The following is a 15,755-nucleotide window of genomic DNA, read 5'->3' as shown; positions in this document are numbered from 1 at the left end:
CATTCAACTTTTTTAGATACTCATTTTCCATTTCAAGCTGTTTGATACGTTCTTCGAGTGCTTCGACAGACCCTTGAACTACGGATCGTTTGGTAGACGAATTGGAATTTTTCTTCATGGATGGACGCCCTTTCTTTTTTGGCTCAAGGGCTTCTAAACCGCCTGTCTCCATCTTTCTCTGCCAGGAATACAACATGGAGAAGTCCGGAAGCTTAAACAAAACAGCGGTATCCATGAGAGAAGCGTCTGATTGAGCCATATGACTGAGTACGTCCAGTTTAAAGCTTGCCGGATAATTTGTATAGCCGTTAGTAAAGACAGTCTCACCATGCATCTCATAGAGCTTCAACCAATATTGGAATTGAGACTTGGTAACGCCCACTTGATTTGCGTATTCGGTCTGAGATAGAAGATCAGAGTCATACCCTTGAATTAATGCCAATTTGCTATCCTTAGTAAATTTAGTCATAAAAAAACTGCACCTCCAACTATTAGATGTGTCTAACAATTGGGGTGCAGTTCAGTCCATCAAACCGACAAGCTTTTTTTATGGCTAACACGTTAAATCTGATGGGATTCTTTGAGCAGGATGAGGCGGAGTTTTGAAAGGGGAATAAATACAGCGGCTAACTGAGATGTCAAAACCCAAGTTTGCCGCTGTTTTAATTTAATGTTACTATCCTTTATTGTACCTAGCATACATGGCATCTGCTTTTGTTTCATGAACCGTGCCATATGGATGCTCAGGAGGAGCATAGATCACGTATACTTTTAGTGGTACATTACCCATATTGGTTACATTGTGCCATTTTCCAGCCGGTATCATGATCGCATAATCATCATAGGCCATTTTTTGAAAATCCAGATTATCTTTACTATCACCCATTTGAACAAGTCCCTGACCTTGTTCAATTCGTATGAATTGATCAGTTGTTGGATGAACTTCTAAACCAATGTCATCTCCAACATTAATGCTCATTAGTGTCACTTGTAAGTGCTTCCCTGTCCATAAAGCGGTTCGGTAAGTATTGTTTTGTTTAGTTGCTTGATCAATATTCAACACAAGCGGTCTTTGCCCATAATCTGTTAATTTCAAATTTTCATTATAACGACTCCAGTTGGTATTGTTCCAACTTGAATAATGAGGATTCAAATAATTGCTCCAGTTTTGGTTATTACAGTAGTTATGCGTAGGATTATGCCCTTGATAAGGGTGGCATGGATGATAGCGATACATATTCATTCTCCTCTTTATGGTTTCGTAATTTTCTTTTCATCCTATGCAGTTGCCTATTTAAACGATTCGAAAATGGGCTGGAGCCTATGACTTAAGAATGAAGGTGGTTAATCGTAAGGCGAAAACTTTGAAGTTAATGAGGTTTTTGAAGAAGCGTTATCAGTTTGATTAAGTACTTAAAGATTAAAAAAACATGCCCTATGCTTTTGACATAGGTCATGTTTAATTATTTGTTCTACTTTACCACCATAACAGGGCACTGAGCTCTCTTGACTACTTTATGGCTGACACTTCCTAAAACAAATTCTTGAAATGAATTAAGGCCTCGACTACCTATAATGATAAGATCAACACTTTCCTTTTTCGAGTAATCAACAATTGTGGGGCCCGGATCACCAATGACTATTGTGATTTGATGATTCACGCTTTTGTTTCCCAGTTCTTCTGTAACTGGTAATAGTTTTTGCTTCCGTTTTAATTCAATTTCTTCATGGTTTTGTGAATGGAGCACCTCTTCTTTTATTTTTGTTGGATCTACAGCGTACAGAACTTCTACTGTTGCACCTTCAGCAAGAGATGCTAACCGAGCTGCTTCAGCTGCAGCGCGAACGGAGTTCTTTGAACCGTCCGCAGCAAGTAAAATATGTTGATACATGGATATCACTCCTGTTCTAATGAGATTTTAATTGCGCGTTAGAATCGTGGTATACAGCTAATCTATTTACAATTTTTTCACTTGATGCATTGAGTCCTTTAATGGTGACACGATTATGATTAGCACGGTACTTAATTACAACTTTATCTACGGCGCCGACCCCTGAGTCATCCCAAATGTGCGCATTCGAAAAGTCGAGAACAATGTCTTTGTCTGTGACGTTGTAATCAAATGCGTTGACGAATCCTTCTACAGATGCAAAAAAGAGTTGGCCAGAGATCTTGAACGTTGTTTTATTCCCCCTGATTTCGCTTGTAACACTTACCTTTGATATTTTAGAAGCAAAGAATATGGCACTTAAGATGATTCCTAAGAGAACCCCAATTGCAAGGTTGTCCGTAACAACGACAACAATGACAGTAGCCAGCATGACAAAAGCATCACTTTTAGGGGCTTTTCTTACATAGGAGAATGATGACCAGTCAAAAGTACCTATTGATACCATGATCATGATCCCAGCCAAGACAGGCATTGGAATTTGTACCACAACTCCACCTAGAACAATAATCAGAAACATCAGAAACACACCAGCTACAAATGTCGACAACCTAGTACGACCGCCCGATTTTACATTGATGACAGACTGTCCGATCATCGCGCAGCCAGCCATGCCACCGAAGAAACCCGTAATGATGTTTGCGATGCCTTGTCCACGAGCTTCCTTATTTTTGTTACTCTCTGTTTCGGTCATATCATCTACAATCGAAGAGGTTAGAAGAGATTCAACCAAACCCACAACGGCTAGGGAAATCGAGTAAGGGAAGATGATTTGTAACGTTTCAAGATTAAATGGGATGTTAGGGATTAGAAAAGAGGGTAAGGATTGAGTGATGACTCCCAATTCACCGACAGTTCCCAAATCTAGATTGCCCCATATTGCTGCGGCAGTGAGCACAACAATAGCGATAAGAGGCGCAGGAATAGCTTTGAAGAAGCGGGGTAATACATATACAATAATGAGAGTAACAGCCACGAATATATAGGTCAGAGTTGAAATTCCTACAAAATGCGGTACCTGAGCCATAAATATTAGAATAGCAAGAGCATTAACAAAACCAATCATGACAGCTCTCGGTATGAATTTCATGAGTTTGCCGATTTTGAATATTCCAAACAGCAATTGGATGATGCCCGTGAGGACAGTTGCCGCCAATAAATACTGAATGCCATGTTCCTTTACGAGCGGAACCATAAGTAAGGCCATTGCTCCGGTAGCAGCGGAAATCATCCCTGGCCGACCACCTATAAAAGATATAATTACAGCGATACAAAATGAAGCATATAGTCCTACCATTGGATCAACACCAGCGATAATTGAAAATGCAATCGCTTCTGGAATAAGAGCCAAAGCTACCACGATACCAGCYAAGATATCGCTTTTGGTGTTAGAAAACCATTCTTGTTTAATCCGTTCAATCACTTGTACTTCCACTCCTTATCATTTGCTATGACTTTTACTTTTAAAGTCATGACCGGTTCTAGTACATTGATATTATCACGGATTGCACCAAAATGGAACCTTTTTGGTCCCTTATATGTGTTATAATTTTATAAAGTCATACGTGATTAGGAGTTTTAATATGATATTTGGTTACATGAGACCCTCTCAGGATGATCCACATTGTCAAAATCAACTAGAAATTTTAAAAAGAAAGTCCTGCGATCACTTATTTAAAGAAGAACACTCATCTGCGAAAAAGAGAACTCAATTAGAATTGATGTTGGATCGACTCATGCCTGGAGATACAATAGTTGTGACCAGACTATTTTCGCTCGCTGACTCGACGAGGCATCTTAGTGAATTATTGGATCAATTTCAAATCCGACAAGTCCATTTGTATTCATTGAATGAAAACCTAAACACCCGAGAAGATTCCGGTCGTTTATTCCATAAACATGTGGAAACTATCCTAGAATTTCAAGGGGATTTAATTAGTGAAAGTACCAAAAAAGGGCTGGATGAGGCTAAGGAAAAAGGTACGAAGTTAGGACGTCCACGCAAGCTTGATGAGAACGTGATGAAGGCGATCCAGATGTATGAAAGCAATAAATATACACTTGCACAAATACGTGAAGAAACAGGGATTAGTAAAACAACCTTGTATCGATACCTCGAAAATTAAACGTAATTTAATCAACGGGGCGATAGTTATTTATTCGTTGCTGTTACTTGGAAACCACTACTTATTGTTTGCTTTAGGATTTGTGAATAAGGTGGAGATTGTGAGACGCGGTTAGGTTTGACAGTAAAATGAACACGAACTGACCGTAAGTTGACTCTATGTTGAACACCACATGACGGTTTGCCCGTGACAGTATGTAACCATAGAAAAGGCGAGAATGACACGCACGGCTGCATGAATGCGGCAAATGACCGGGGCGTAACTCTTCTCGCTTTTTCTGTTGTTGAGAAACCAATAAACAACACGCGTTTTAATACGCCCTTAGATTGAGTTTTAACGAATTTTATGTAGATAATCGTATACGGGGATGTATTCGGGGGTTTAATGGTCTTTTAAACCTATTTAAATAGCTCTCATGCCTATATTGACCTAGGATTTTGAGTAGATTATATTTATCCAGAACGCGTTCGAATACGAGTTAAAGACAGAGGGAGAAGATAGGATGGAATTTGTTTGGTATTTAGTTCTTATTTTGCTTTTCACTAAACTAGCTGGAGACTTATCAGTACGTTTAGGTCAACCAGCTGTACTTGGAAAACTAATTGTCGGGATACTTCTAGGTCCTGCCGTACTTGGTTGGATAGATAGTAATGAATTTATCCATTACGTATCAGAGATAGGAGTATTGCTGCTTATGTTTATTGCTGGTTTGGAAACAGATGTAGAACAACTGAAGAAGAATTGGAAATCAGCAGTCGCTGTTGCTGTTGGTGGAATTATACTACCTTTCATCGGAGGGTATGGAGTTGCAGAGTTATTTGGTTTTTCAGTTAATTACGCCCTTTTCATGGGAGTGTTGTTTAGCGCAACTTCCGTAAGCATTTCTGTTCAAGTATTAAAAGATCTGGATCGTCTTGGTTCGAAAGAAGGAACGACTATCCTTGGGGCAGCTGTAGTAGATGATATTTTGGTCGTCATTCTACTCGCTTTCATGATGAGTTTCCTGGGCACGGGTCAGGAAATATCCATGGGCCTTCTTATAGGTAAGAAGGTGTTATTTTTCGTCGGTGTTATTATTGCAGGATGGCTTATTGTTCCTCATGTCTTGAAGTGGCTCTCCAGTTTAAAGGTTACAGAGCCTGTGATTTCAATTGCACTTGTCGTGTGTTTTGGATTTTCTTATTTCGCAGATTTGATGGGGATGGCCGGTATAATTGGTGCATTTGCTGCGGGAATAGCTATCTCACAAACGGCCTTAAAGCACACCGTTGAACAAAAAATCGAGCCCATCGCGTATTCGATTTTTGTCCCTGTCTTTTTTGTAAGCATTGGGCTCAATGTATCCTTTCAAGGAGTTAGTCAACAAGTAGGCTTCATTGTAGTATTGACCATAGCCGCAGTTCTGACCAAATTGCTGGGAGGTGCTCTTGGAGCGAGAATTACAGGTTTTAATAACTTATCATCATTTGCTGTCGGAGCTGGCATGGTATCAAGAGGGGAAGTTGCATTAATCATTGCTTCCACAGGCCTACAAGCAGGACTTCTACTACCAGAATATTTCACATCTGTTGTCATTGTGGTTATTCTGACGACATTAATTGCTCCACCGTTGTTGAAGATCCTTTTTCAACCACAAAGTAAATTGAATAGCTCCAAAGAAATCGGGCTATAGTGGACTATAAGGGGTTGATTTAAATATCGAAGCTCTATCTGTTTTCATATAAGCCAAAGAACGAAGGTTGGACCGAAGATTGCGTTAATTTTCATCTGGATAGTTTGTATGACATCAAACATCTTCATGATCGTGTATACCTTATCAAGACGGATGATGATGTTGATTTATTAGATAAGTATCTCCTTGAATGTTTTAGGAACAACGATAGTTACTTTCTGTTGCAAATTAGCGAAATGCCTATTAGGCACCGTCATCAAGGTCTCATTTCTGAGGATATTTCCACGTGGTTGCAGCTATAAAGGAGGAAAGAAAAGCGAACTATCCTCTGATAGTTCGCTTTTCTATTGCAATAATGAGGAAATCAGAGAATGCTTGCGAAACACTATAATTGATATTGTTATATCGAATTCGTTCAATGTAGAATATAGCCGAAATAATACAAAAAAATATACTTTCATTTATAATTGTAGGTATACTAAGGTCATCATATTCGAAAGTACTGTTAAGCACTAATCCGAAATAATAGTAAATTAACACTGGAGGAACGCTTTAGGTTTTTTTATATTTATTAATTTCTCCATGATCTTAACATCCACATATCTCCCATCCAAGACCCCTTGCTTTTCAAATACCCCCACATCACGGTAACCAAGTTTATGATATAAGCCTTGACCATTTTGATTAAATGGAAAGGTGAACAACACGATTTTATAAAAGTCTTTTTCTTTAGCAATCTCCTCAAGACGCTGGAGAAGTATACTTCCAATTCCTTTACCTCTGAAGGCTCGATCGATGTATATGGATAGGTCGGCAACACCGTCATAAGCACATCGTTGAGAAAAAGGGTTAAGGGAAGCCCAGCCGATTACGACATCTTCGTACTCAGCTACAATGACTGCATAACGATTTTGGTGTTGTTGAAACCAGTTATTCATGTATGCAATATCTTTTTGATCAACTTCTAGCGTAGCTATACGATCCTCGATTCCTTGATTATAAATGTTCAATATTCGTTCCACATCATCAGTGACTGCTGCTCTAATCGAAGTGGTTTTCATAATCAGTTCCTCCTATGTAGGAAATTTAAGCTTAGCAGCAGGAAACACAGCAGGCATTCCTGCGCGGTTGCCTTGAAAATGAGAATGAAATACGAGATTTTTTTCTATTGAGTTCTTTATTGGTTATCTCTCGGCTTTTTTGAATGTGAAGGTCACTTTTCATTAAATACTCTGCAACGTAAGAATGGAGCAGCATCGTAATTCATCTCCTATATAATAAATTTATTATTCAGATAATGGGCCGCAGCATTTATTGGATTTCGCCATCGCGTCGTTAAAAATTTTAACGGAATGAAGAACTGTTTCTTTTTCGAAATCGGTCATATAAGAGAATACTTCGTTAAGATAGTCATTCATCTGCATATCAATTGTTGTTGCTACAAATTTACCCTCCGTCGTAAGGGCAAGTGTGTGAACTCTTCGGTCCTGCGGATCTGGTGTTTTTTTAACTAAATTCATTTTGATTAGGGATTGGACCTGCCGGCTAAATGTCGTAATATCGGTTCCTAGTGTTTCAGCAATCTGTTGCATCGAAGGATTGTGCTGCCGGTCCACTTCGTATAAGATGTGGCTTTGAACTAAAGAAACGTCGTTTCCTCCGATACTGCAGCAGTTTTTATTAAGTAGACCAAACCTTCGGGTCATGATTTGAAACAACTCACGAGCATTTTCCATTTTCGAATCACCTCTTGTCATAGTTATACAACATATATTTGCAACATGCAAGTAATACAATTCTATGGCTTGTGATCAGTTCTTTTGTATATTGGAGTTTGATTTTGAATATACTCCAATATAAATCAAAAAAAATTGATGCTTGACGTGTTTAATGCGACTTGCTACAATGGCCACATCAAAATAATTTGATGGAAAGATGAGGTGACAACATGAAGGTCTCCCTTATACAAGAAGACGTTTTGAGCCTATACGAACAAAAGTTTAAAGCCCTATCTGATAAAAATCGGCTGAGAATCATTTATGAACTAAATCAACGAGGTAAAGTATGTGTTTGTGACCTAACTGACATGCTGGAACTGCCTCAATCAAAACTGTCTTACCATCTAAAAATGTTGCTAGATGCAAATATTATATTGATGGAACGCATCGGAAAATGGAACTATTATCAATTAAACGATGAAGAAATCAAAGGATTATTATCCGAAAAGCTATGCTGTGTTTTCTATCCTAATACAAAAACATAATTTTTTTATCTCATACATCAAAAAAAGTTGATGAATCAAAAACATAAGGAGGGTTTCTGTATGAAGAACATTGAATTTAAGGTAGCCTCATCTTCTTGTTGTACTCCCCAAGTACCGTCAAACACTAAGGAAGCTGTAAAGGAGGAGCATGCGTCCTACAACTCTAACCTGCCGGTCGCGATTATCGGTGCCGGCCCTATTGGTTTGGCAGCAGCAGCTCACTTGGTGGAGAGAGGGCAAAAATTTATCCTTTTTGAAGCCGGATCCAGCATTGGTCAGAACATTCTACAATGGGGACATGTACGTCTTTTTTCACCATGGCAATATAACATCGATAAAGCCGCTGAGCGTCTTTTACGTAAGCATGGATGGCAGCCACCCGTCCTAACGGAATTACCTTTCGGTCAAGAGATCGTTCATCAATATTTGAGACCTTTGGCGAAGGTGCCTGAACTGGAGCCCTATATCCTGTTGAATTCCAGAGTGGTTTCCATCTCGAAAAAAAACACAGATAAAATGAAATCGGCTAAGCGTGAAGCTGCGCCATTCGTACTTTATGTTGAAACGAATAACTCCACGGAACGCTTTGAAGCCAGGGCAGTCATTGATGCGTCCGGAACCTGGGGACAGTCGAATCCGCTGCATGCAGACGGGATTTGGACACGTGAAGAGCGTGATTTGAAAGAACACATTTATTATGGAATTCCGGATTTATCGGCAGAACAAAAGCAGAAGTACACAGGGAAACGCATTGCAGTCGTAGGAGGCGGGCACTCTGCGATCAACACATTACTAGATCTAGCCAAGCTGAAAGAAACAGATCCGAGCACGGAAATTATTTGGGTGATGAGAAAGAAATCGGTTGAAGAAGCTTACGGTGGTGAAGAGAATGACCAGTTAGAGGCTCGAGGAGCACTTGGAAGCCACATTCACCAGTTGATTGATGCCGGCCAAGTCCAGGTGGTTACTCCATTTATGATCGAGAAGGTTTCCCAAAACGATGGAAGGATTCATATCCAAGGGACTGCAAATGGTGAAAGCAAGGCGATACAAGAAATCGATGAGATTATCGTAAATACAGGAAGCCGGCCGGATTTCTCATTCTTGAGTGAGATTAGACTTAGCATTGATCCTGCAACGGAGAGTGTTGAAGCACTTGCGCCCCTTATCGATCCCAATGTACACAGCTGCGGAACCGTAAGACCTCATGGTGAAAAAGAGCTGCGCCATGTAGACAAGAACTTTTATCTCGTTGGAATGAAGAGTTATGGCCGAGCGCCAACCTTTCTTATGGCAACGGGCTACGAACAGGTCAGATCTATTGCAGCATACCTGGATGGCGATCTGGAAGCTGCATCGAAGGTTGAATTAGAGCTGCCAGAGACTGGCGTATGTGGTATTAGCAGTGCGCCGAATGCCAACGATTGTTGCATGCCAGTTTCATCTGCTAAAACGAGCTGCAATTAATAATTAGAGAAGGGGGAGAATCGAAAGACAGGATTCTCCCTGTACAAACAAACGAAGGAGTGAAGAGTTATGTACAAATCCATCATTATAGGAACGGGTCCAGCAGGTTTAACAGCAGCTATTTATTTAGCTAGAGCTAATTTGAATCCGCTTGTTATTGAAGGACCACAACCGGGTGGCCAATTGACATTAACTACAGAAGTTGAGAATTTCCCTGGATTTGTTGATGGAATCATGGGACCTGAGCTCATGGATAATATGAGAAAACAAGCGATTCGATTCGGTGCTGAGTTTAGGAATGGTTGGGTGCATGAAGTGGATTTCTCTTCACGTCCGTTTCGATTGTCCGTTGAGGGGCTGGGTCAATTGGAAGCTGAAACGATCATTCTCTCCACGGGAGCATCAGCGAATTTACTTGGCGGTATACCAGGCGAGAAGGAGAATATCGGCCGTGGCGTAAGCACATGCGCGACATGTGATGGTTTCTTTTTTCGAAATAAAGAAGTGCTGGTCGTGGGCGGGGGAGATTCTGCCATGGAAGAAGCCAATTTCCTTACGAAGTTCGCTTCTAAGGTAACGATTGTCCATCGTCGTGATGAACTGCGTGCTTCGAAGATTATGCAGGAACGTGCAAGACAAAATCCTAAAATAAGCTGGGCTCTTAGCAAAGAATCCACTGAAATTATCGCAGATGATCGCGGAGTTACCGGACTGCGAGTCAAGGATATAAAAACAGGAAATGAAGAAATCATCGAGACCAACGGAATTTTTATTGCGACGGGTCATACGCCCAATACAGCATTTTTAAAAGGACAGATCGATACCGATCCAGTTGGGTATATTCGTGTGAAACCTGGTACGACCGAAACGAACATTCCCGGGGTTTTTGCTTGCGGAGACGTACAAGATCCGAAGTACCGTCAGGCGATTACAGCTGCAGGTACAGGATGTATGGCTGCTCTTGACAGCGAAAGATTTTTAGAAGTAGAATCCGCGTTTATAAAATCAGTCACAGATTCGGCTGAAATATAAGCGTATGCTTATGTATGAATTAGATTTCACTTAAAAAGACAACAAAGCAAATTCGAAAAGAAAACGATACGGCACAACTTAATTCAGTAACAGGCTTTCGCCCCGACCCTTGCGGTCGGGTTTTACCTTAACATGAGAGCAAGAAGGAGCAACTAGATCATGAAGGGCACGAATGATTTAACCCAAGGTCCTATTATGTCTACTTTAATGAAATTGACGATTCCCATCATTGCAACCAATTTTATATCTACAACCTACGGTCTTGTGGATATGATTTGGGTTGGAGGACTAGGAAGTGGACCGGTTGCTGCAATTGGCACAGCAAGCTTCTTCATTAATTTAGCGATTGCGTTATCGACCATGATAACGATTGGTACTGGCATCAAGGTCTCACATTGTATGGGGGCCGGTCAGGGAGAACAAGCTAAGTCTTATGTAAAAAACGGATTTATCATGTCTATTGTATTAGGGCTGCTCTACATGGTTTTTATCATATTGACCCAGGACCAGCTGATCGGTTTCTTCGATCTGGGAAGTGAAAAAGTTGAGCAGATGGCGAAGCAATTTCTATTGATTTCGATAGTAGGTACCCTATTTTCAATTCTGAACACCTTATATGCAACCATTTTGAATGCGATGGGAAACAGTAAACAACCATTTTATATTTTTTCAATGGGTCTCATTTTAAATATTATTCTTGATCCATTTCTAATCTATGGAGTTGGCAGTTTTGAAGGTTGGGGAGTTGCAGGGGCCGCTATTGCTACATTAACGGCCAATGTATTAGTAACTTTGCTGTTTATCATGAAAACGAAAAACTTAGAAATGATCTCTAAGCAATCGGTCTGGAACAATCGTCTCATGAAAGAAGTTATCCGATTGGGAGTTCCGATTACGATTCAACGGGTCACCTTTACGATCATTTCGATCATTATYGCTAARATTATTGTAAGGTGGGGGGCTGATGCCATTGCGGTTCAAAAAGTTGGCATTCAAATTGAATCGATCTCCTATATGACGATCGGTGGTCTACAAGGGGCTATCGCGGCCTTTTTTGGACAAAATTACGGAGCACGTCGATTGGATCGAATTCAGCAGGGTTATCGAAAAGCGTTGCTGTTGACCTCCATATTTGGCACTTTCATTTCGCTCATATTCATTTTGTTCCCTCAGCAACTCTTTTCGCTGTTTCTATCTGATGATACGAGTATGAAGCTCGGAGAAGATTATATGCGAATTATCGGCTTCTCCCAATTATTTATGTGCATGGAACTGATGACCGTAGGTGCGTTTAACGGTATTGGTAAAACACATATTCCGCCGATCTTCAGCATTTTATTTACGGCGCTAAGAATACCCTTGGCTTTGCTCTTATCTGAACCGTTTGGTTTAAATGGGGTGTGGATGTCGATTGCGCTAAGTAGTGTTTTTAAGGGTATCATTTTGGTCATCTGGTTTAGAAAGTCTTTGCGCAGTATTCATAAATCGTTTGCCACTTCTTAATGAACAAGGATAAAGGACGGTCATAAACATGAAATTGTTGAATCGTGAACTTATAGAGGTTGTAATAGACCATGCACTTCAAAATGATCTGCTTCGAGGTCATTTCGGTTTAGAAAAAGAAAATGTACGGGTCGATCAAGATGGAAAGCTTGCACTGACACCTCACCCAAAGGCTTTTGGAAGCAAGACGGAAAACCCTTATATTCAAACTGATTTCTCAGAAAGTCAAATTGAGATGATCACTCCAGCCTTCAAGTCGATTGAAGAGACTTATCATTTCATGGAAGCCTTGCAAGACATTGTTTCTGTGGAATTGGAAGGAGAGTATTTGTGGCCTAGTAGCAATCCTCCCATGCTTCCTGAAGAGAATGAAATACCTATTGCCAAAATGAGCGATCCCATCGCAGACGACTATCGAAATGAATTGGCGGATAAGTATGGTCGTAAAAGACAATTGTTAAGCGGAATTCATTATAATTTCTCGTTTGATGAGAAATTTCTTACAAAGCTATATGATACCCAGGGACGGCATAAAGACTTTAAGGAGTTCAAAGATGCGATTTATTTTAAAGTAGCCCGTAACTTGATGAGGTATCGATGGCTGCTCATTTATCTAACAGGAGCAAGTCCTGTTTTTGATAATACCTATATTGAGCAATGTGTTAACTTGGCGGATTCCCATGATAATAAAAGTTATTATTTTCCGATTATGAACTCACTTCGGAACAGTATGTGTGGCTATCGGAACGAAAAATCGTATTATGTTTCTTTTCATTCGGCCAAAGAGTATGTTCATGACTTAAACAGGCTGATTCAACAGAATGAATTACTGAGCGTAAAGGAATTTTACAGCCCCGTTCGCTTAAAAACCGCTAAGGGGATCAATCCGTGCCAAGAGCTTGTGGAAGATGGAGTAGCATACTTAGAGCTTCGATTTATGGATATTAATCCACTTCATAAGATTGGAATAAGTAAAGAAATGATGCACTTTATACATTTGTTTATTCTCTTTATGCTGCTTAAAGTAGATGAATCCTTCCATGAGGAAGACCAAAGGATAGCTGATGTAAACCAAGATCAGGTGATTATGGAGGGTATAAAAGGCTATTTAAACGAGCCTGAATATAGTCATTTCACGATGGAGGAAATGGCACTCGCTGTTATCGATGAGATGAAGGATATGGTGCAGCTTTTATTTCCTAAGAATGAGGATTATCAGCACATTCTGGACAGTGAAAAGCAAAAGATTCTTCATACTGAGTTGAATGTTGCATCTAGAGTGAAGTCCGAGATTCAAAAATCATCCTATCTGACATACCATTTGGAAAAAGCGAAAACATACGCTCAGAACAGTATTCAAAATGGATACCGTTTTGCAGGGTATGAGGATCTCGAATTATCAACTCAACTTCTCTTAAAGGCAGCGGTGAAACGAGGCATACGCTTTAAGTGGATGGATCGGGATGAGAATTTTGTATTACTATCAAAAGGTAATCATCAAGAGTATGTGAAGCAAGCAACGAAAACTTCCTTGGATTCCTATAGTACGGTGTTAATTATGGAAAATAAGGTGGTTACGAAAGAAGTTCTCAAACAACATGGAATTCGTGTACCGTCAGGGGAAGCGTTTCAGAGCTTGGATGAAGCAATGTCCACCTATGAAACATATCGCGGTACTCCCATTGTGATAAAGCCCAAATCAACCAATTTTGGGTTGGGCATTACGATCTTCAATCAAGATTATTCGAGAGAGGATATGAAAAAAGCGTTTGAAATCGCCTTTTCGCATGATCAAACGGTTCTTCTTGAAGAATTTATGACAGGAAAGGAATATCGCTTTCTGGTCATGGGGGATCAGGTTGTAGGGGTACTGCATCGTGTCCCTGCAAATGTCGTCGGTGACGGTATCCACACGATCGAACAGCTTGTTCATGAGAAGAATAAAGACCCACTTCGAGGTAAAGGGTATAAGACTCCCCTTGAGAAAATTCAGTTAGGGGAAGCAGAAGAGATGTTTTTGAAGAACCGAGGTATGAGTTGGAACGATATACCCCAGCTAGGGGAAGTTATCTATCTAAGAGAAAATTCGAACATTAGTACAGGTGGAGACAGTATCGATTTTACGGATGAAATGCCAAACAGCTATAAGGAACTTGCCATTCAATCAGCTAAAGCTGCAGGAGCGACTATATGTGGTGTGGATATGATGATTGATTCCTTAGAGGAAGAAGCAACCGATACCAATTACAGCATTATAGAAATCAACTTCAATCCAGCGATTCATATCCACTGCTACCCTTACATCGGAAAGAATAGAAAGGCAAATGAAAAGATTCTGGATTTACTGTTTGGTTAGTTCGATTACGGCTGTGTAAGTTGATTCCATCGGGGAAGGTGTCGCAGTAAACCAGGATGCTTAGACAAATCAAATGAATTGAATTGTGATTGACACAAGGTGATGATGAAAGAAGGGCGGGGGGAGACCTGCCCCCCCAAGAGAGGGCGGGATTCGGATATATAATTTGCTGATATAAGCGATAATGCATAAAGATTTTATAACCACATTCGTAGAAAACCTACTTGCGGTAAGAACCGAAGTATCGTTCAAGCCATCCCCACTGCAAGTAGGATGTGGTGTTGCTTAATGGGAAATTTTTGGAAGTTGCGTCTACACACTTGAAATCAAGCGCTCTTTCGATTAATATATAAGCATTAAATTATATGGTTATGATTTAACTTACAAGAATGGGGTGAATCATATTGGAGCAAATGAACGAAATTGCCGAAAAGCTAAAACTGCTTGGAGATAAAACAAGGCTTACTATGTTAACGCTTCTTAAACAAAAAGAATGGTGTGTTTGCGAATTCGTTGATATTTTCGACATGTCCCAGCCAGCGATTAGCCAGCACTTAAGAAAGCTTAAGTCTCAGGGGATTGTAAATGAAGCCCGTCGTGGCCAATGGGTTTTTTATTCCTTGAATGTTGATGATAAGCCATATATCCAAGCCGTGTTAAATGAGATGCCAAGTGCTCAAGAAGTACTCTCATCCATGAATAAGGAAGTTAACTGTGCTTGTGATTAACAGGAATATTTAGCAAATGGTTGAGTGATGCTAAAAATGATCTCTGTTTTTTATATAAGCATATAGTTATATATTGATTCTTGCTGTACTTAAGTCATCGCATAATTGGAGGTTTGAACATTGGTTTCTGTTGTCCTGGCTAGCATCATTTTTCTTGTTACCTTAGTTTTTGTCATTTGGCAGCCTAAAAATCTATCCATTGGATGGTCTGCCTGCGGTGGTGCTGTACTTGCACTGCTCGTTGGAGTCGTTGACTTTCAGGATGTATGGGATGTCACCCAAATCGTATGGAATGCAACGCTCGCCTTTGTCGCGATCATTATCATTTCATTGATCTTGGATAAAATCGGTTTGTTCGAGTGGGCCGCCTTACATATGGCGAATGCAGCTCGAGGAAACGGTATCCGGATGTTTGTGTATGTATCCGTTCTTGGAGCTGTTGTCGCTGCTTTTTTCGCAAACGACGGTGCGGCTCTAATCTTAACTCCGATTGTGCTTGCCATGGTACGAGCGCTGAATTTTGACGAGAAGAAGGTATTCCCTTTTATCATCGCAAGTGGTTTTATTGCGGACACAACTTCGCTGCCACTTGTAGTCAGCAACCTGGTGAATATCGTATCGGCCGATTTCTTCGGCATTACGTTTATCGAATACGCCAG

15 protein-coding genes are annotated in these 15,755 nt (G+C 40.3%); 9 read left to right on the top strand and 6 right to left on the bottom strand.

Annotated elements, in window-relative coordinates; all coding sequences use genetic code 11:
• The 4 genes from ACPV3A_RS36700 to ACPV3A_RS36685 all read right to left on the bottom strand — a co-directional run.
• Positions 1 to 469, bottom strand: a 469-nt coding sequence (locus ACPV3A_RS36700; protein ID WP_426204808.1) for a transposase, incomplete at its 3' end; no start/stop codon positions are given.
• Positions 470 to 676: 207 nt separating this feature from the next.
• Positions 677 to 1,237 (bottom strand): cupin domain-containing protein, encoded by a 561-nt coding sequence (locus ACPV3A_RS36695; protein ID WP_036643448.1) that lies wholly within the window; start codon positions 1,235 to 1,237, stop codon positions 677 to 679.
• Positions 1,238 to 1,472: 235 nt separating this feature from the next.
• Entirely contained in the window at positions 1,473 to 1,892 is a 420-nt protein-coding gene (locus ACPV3A_RS36690; RefSeq protein ID WP_036643449.1) for a universal stress protein, read from the bottom strand.
• A 16-nt stretch (positions 1,893 to 1,908) separates the two neighbouring features.
• The gene (locus tag ACPV3A_RS36685) at positions 1,909 to 3,372 is read right to left on the bottom strand and encodes a SulP family inorganic anion transporter (protein WP_076152815.1); all 1,464 of its coding nucleotides are present in this window, start codon (positions 3,370 to 3,372) and stop codon (positions 1,909 to 1,911) included.
• 160 nt (positions 3,373 to 3,532) lie between these two features.
• Here ACPV3A_RS36685 and ACPV3A_RS36680 point away from each other — a divergent pair, with 160 nt between their 5' ends.
• Positions 3,533 to 4,075, top strand: coding sequence for a recombinase family protein (locus ACPV3A_RS36680; RefSeq protein ID WP_036643451.1), 543 nt, complete (start codon positions 3,533 to 3,535; stop codon positions 4,073 to 4,075).
• Between the two features lie 502 nt (positions 4,076 to 4,577).
• Complete coding sequence (locus ACPV3A_RS36675; RefSeq protein WP_036643452.1) at positions 4,578 to 5,747, top strand: cation:proton antiporter; 1,170 nt, start codon at positions 4,578 to 4,580, stop codon at positions 5,745 to 5,747.
• A 533-nt stretch (positions 5,748 to 6,280) separates the two neighbouring features.
• On the opposite strand, the gene ACPV3A_RS36670 is transcribed toward ACPV3A_RS36675, so the two are convergent.
• Both ACPV3A_RS36670 and ACPV3A_RS36665 read right to left on the bottom strand, forming a co-directional pair.
• On the bottom strand, positions 6,281 to 6,808 hold the full coding sequence (locus ACPV3A_RS36670) for an arsinothricin resistance N-acetyltransferase ArsN1 family A (RefSeq protein ID WP_036638462.1): 528 nt from the start codon (positions 6,806 to 6,808) through the stop codon (positions 6,281 to 6,283).
• Positions 6,809 to 7,033: 225 nt separating this feature from the next.
• Positions 7,034 to 7,483 (bottom strand): MarR family winged helix-turn-helix transcriptional regulator, encoded by a 450-nt coding sequence (locus ACPV3A_RS36665; RefSeq protein WP_036638464.1) that lies wholly within the window; start codon positions 7,481 to 7,483, stop codon positions 7,034 to 7,036.
• A 212-nt stretch (positions 7,484 to 7,695) separates the two neighbouring features.
• Between ACPV3A_RS36665 and ACPV3A_RS36660 the strand changes: the two genes are divergently transcribed.
• The 7 genes from ACPV3A_RS36660 to ACPV3A_RS36630 form a co-directional block, all read left to right on the top strand.
• Positions 7,696 to 8,010 (top strand): ArsR/SmtB family transcription factor, encoded by a 315-nt coding sequence (locus ACPV3A_RS36660; protein WP_036638466.1) that lies wholly within the window; start codon positions 7,696 to 7,698, stop codon positions 8,008 to 8,010.
• A 60-nt stretch (positions 8,011 to 8,070) separates the two neighbouring features.
• On the top strand, positions 8,071 to 9,477 hold the full coding sequence (locus ACPV3A_RS36655; RefSeq protein ID WP_036638468.1) for an NAD(P)-binding domain-containing protein: 1,407 nt from the start codon (positions 8,071 to 8,073) through the stop codon (positions 9,475 to 9,477).
• A gap of 69 nt (positions 9,478 to 9,546) precedes the next feature.
• A complete protein-coding gene (trxB, locus tag ACPV3A_RS36650) occupies positions 9,547 to 10,509 on the top strand; it encodes a thioredoxin-disulfide reductase (protein WP_036638472.1) in 963 nt (320 codons plus the stop codon).
• A 159-nt stretch (positions 10,510 to 10,668) separates the two neighbouring features.
• Positions 10,669 to 12,012: an MATE family efflux transporter gene (locus tag ACPV3A_RS36645; RefSeq protein ID WP_036638475.1), complete on the top strand. Its 1,344-nt coding sequence runs from the start codon at positions 10,669 to 10,671 to the stop codon at positions 12,010 to 12,012.
• A gap of 28 nt (positions 12,013 to 12,040) precedes the next feature.
• The gene (gene gshAB, locus ACPV3A_RS36640) at positions 12,041 to 14,368 is read left to right on the top strand and encodes a bifunctional glutamate--cysteine ligase GshA/glutathione synthetase GshB (protein WP_036638478.1); all 2,328 of its coding nucleotides are present in this window, start codon (positions 12,041 to 12,043) and stop codon (positions 14,366 to 14,368) included.
• Between the two features lie 404 nt (positions 14,369 to 14,772).
• On the top strand, positions 14,773 to 15,096 hold the full coding sequence (locus ACPV3A_RS36635) for an ArsR/SmtB family transcription factor (RefSeq protein ID WP_036638480.1): 324 nt from the start codon (positions 14,773 to 14,775) through the stop codon (positions 15,094 to 15,096).
• Positions 15,097 to 15,216: 120 nt separating this feature from the next.
• Positions 15,217 to 15,755: ArsB/NhaD family transporter (locus ACPV3A_RS36630; protein ID WP_426204804.1), on the top strand; the 539-nt coding region annotated here is incomplete at its 3' end.

The sequence above is a fragment of the Paenibacillus sp. Dod16 genome (assembly GCF_049893405.1).
Classification (GTDB): domain Bacteria; phylum Bacillota; class Bacilli; order Paenibacillales; family Paenibacillaceae; genus Paenibacillus_AQ.
This window is presented reverse-complemented; position numbering and strand designations above follow the sequence as displayed.